This window comes from Geomonas sp. (assembly GCF_056994735.1).
Genome location: NZ_JBXKJL010000511.1, coordinates 1 through 2960 on the forward strand (window position 1 = coordinate 1; position 2960 = coordinate 2960).

1 protein-coding gene is annotated in these 2960 nt (G+C 59.7%); it reads right to left on the reverse strand.

The features are described from left to right. Positions 1-909 precede the first annotated feature (909 nt). A partial coding sequence (gene recG, locus AC11W3_RS21350; protein ID WP_484093739.1) for an ATP-dependent DNA helicase RecG occupies positions 910-2960 on the reverse strand: 2051 nt, incomplete at its 5' end.

A 2960-nucleotide genomic window follows, 5' to 3' on the forward strand; every position in this document is an offset into this window, starting at 1 on the left:
ATCGGCTTTATGTCCAAGGTGCCACTTTCACCGTTCTCGAAGAAAACAGTAAGGATGTAATCATCGCCTGGGACAACTTCTTTCACTGAGGGATACATACGCTGACTCCTTTACTGCAGAGGCTGGACCTTAGGGGATCGCAGTGGGAGCAGGCCCTGATAGTTTGGTATTCATCCAACAGTTTCGCCTCACTCCCCCGGGAAGGGCGATATCAAACTATTCAAGCCTGGCCCCATCGACTCCCCCAAAATCAAAATCTCAAAATCTCAGCAGCGTCCCCCCATGGTGCCGTATACTGTTTAAGCAGGTCATCGATCACGGCGAGGTCAATGGTCATGTATGCTCCTTAGGGTACGTTGGTTTACCCCGGAATGGGCCATTTACACAAACCTTTTTACACCCCCATAACGAACCGTAGGGACGTTTCAACGAGAGGCATCCGCCTTAAGAAAAAGTACGAACACCTTCCGACTACGGATAGGCAGCTTCCGGTAATGGATAGGCAGTCTTCAACTAATGGTCGTCGCCGTTCAACAACCGGTAGCTACCTTTCAAGCAGCGGTCCTCACCTTTGGATCCACGGTTCCCACCTTTGGACCCACGGTCATCGCCTTTCGACCAACGGTCGTCACCTTTCAACCAACGGTCGTCACCTTTCAACCACCGGTCGTCGCCTTTCGACCAACGGTCGTCGCCTTTCGACCAACGGTCGTCACCTTTCAACCAACGATCGTCGCCTTTCGACCAACGGTCCCCACCTTTCGACCAACGGTCCCCACCTTTCGATTAGCGGTCGTCGCCTTTCGACAAACGGTCGTCGCCTTTCGACCAACGGTCGGCGCCTTTTGAAGAAACCGGGACAGATCTATTTTCTGCTAATGAGGCATCGGAGGCGATGCATCGCCTGAGCTACCCGATGGAGGCAAGTTCCAGCCTGCCGCCCCAGCGCAGCATCAGCTCGCCACGAAGGCGTTCGTGGCTCGGTGCTGTCAACTCAGGATCACCCTCAACGAGGGCGAAGGCTTCCTTGCGTGCCTGCTCAAGTACGCCGCCGTCCCGGAGGATGTCGGCTACTTTCAGCTCGGGGAGACCGGCTTGCCTTGTCCCTAGGAAGTCGCCGGGGCCTCTTATCTTCAGGTCTTCTTCCGCTATCACGAACCCGTCGTTGCTTTGGACCATCACTTCCAGGCGCCTATCGCCGTCTTCGGAACGCCTGTCGCCGGTCATCAGGATGCAGCGGGAACGCTCGCTGCCTCGGCCTACCCTGCCTCGCAACTGATGCAGCTGGCTCAGACCGAAACGCTCGGCGTGCTCGATCACCATTACGGTGGCGTTGGGGACGTCGATGCCGACTTCGATGACGGTGGTGGCGACGAGGATGTCGGTTTCGCCGGCTTTGAAACTGAGCATCGCGGCTTCTTTCTCGACGGCTGTCATGCGGCCGTGCAGGACGGCGACGCGCAAATCGGGGAAGATGTCGTTGGCGAGGTGCTCGGCCATCTGGACCGCGGCCTTCAGGTCGCTCTTTTCGGATTCCTCGACCAAGGGATAGATGACGTAGGCCTGCCTCCCCTTCTTGATCTCTTCGCGCACCACGGAATAGACTTCCTTCCGTCGGGACTCGCGGGCGATACGGGTGTCGATGGGGGTGCGGCCGGGAGGGAGCTCGTCGATGACGGAGAGGGAGAGATCGCCGAATACGGTCATGGAGAGGGTCCGCGGGATGGGGGTGGCGGTCATCACCAGGATGTCCGGGTTCTGGCCCTTGCGCTTCAATAGGGCACGCTGCACGACGCCGAAGCGGTGCTGCTCGTCGATCACGCCCAGCCCCAGCCGGCGAAACTCCACCTTCTCCTGGATCACGGCGTGGGTCCCCACCACAATCTGCGTCTCCCCGGACGCTATCTTCTCCAGGGTCCCCCCCTTCCCTTTCACGCTCGCGGTCAAGAGCGCCACGGTGATCCCCAACTGCTCACAGTACTTGTGGATGTTCAGATAATGCTGCTCGGCCAGAAGCTCGGTCGGGGCCATGATGGCGACCTGGTAGTCGTTCTCGACGCAGATGAGGGCAGCCAGCAGGGCCACCAGGGTCTTTCCGCAGCCGACGTCGCCCTGCACCAGCCGGTGCATCGGATGCGGCGAGATCATGTCTTCCTTTATCTCGGAGAGGACGCGGCGCTGGGCGTTGGTGAGGCTGAAAGGGAGAAGCTTCAGGAGCTCCTTTGTGTAGCGGTGGGTCACCTTGAAGCTGATGCCGTCTTCCAGCGCTACGCCTCGCCTCTTCATGGCCAAGCCAAGCTGAAGAAAGAAGAGCTCGTCGAAGGCAAGGGAGTGGTGCGCCTCGCCCTTCCCCTCGTTCAGTTCGGCCACGTTCACGGACGGATCCGGCGCGTGCGCCTCTCTCAGCGCGACCGGGAGCGAGAGGAGCTTATGGCGCTTGATGATGTCTTCCGGCAGGGAGCCGGTGACGTAGCGGCTGAAGAGCTGCACGGTGTCCTTCATTATCCGGCGCATCAGCTTCTGGCTCACACCCTCGGTAAGCGGATAGACGGGGAGTATGCGGCCGAAGTTGTCGGGATCACGTGCCATCACCTGGGCCAGGTCTTCGCCTTCACCCGCCCATTCGACTTCGGGGTGATGCATCTCCCGCTGGAAGCCGAATTGTGAGACATCCCCGATGAAGATGCCGCGCCTGCCGGGGAACCAGTTCTTCTTCATGAACGTGGGATGGAAATGGAACCACTTGAGAGGGAGACTGCCGGTTTCGTCGCGGACGATGGCTTCGAAGTACCGTCTCCCCCCCTTGGTCGTCAGTGCCTCCGCGGAAACGATGGTGCCGAAGAAGGCGTAGGTGGCGCCGGGGCGCAGCTCGGCGATGCGCTTCAGGTCGCGGCGGTCTTCGTACCGGTTGGGGAGAAGATAGAGGGCGTCTTCGACGGTGTTGATCCCCTTCTTCGCCA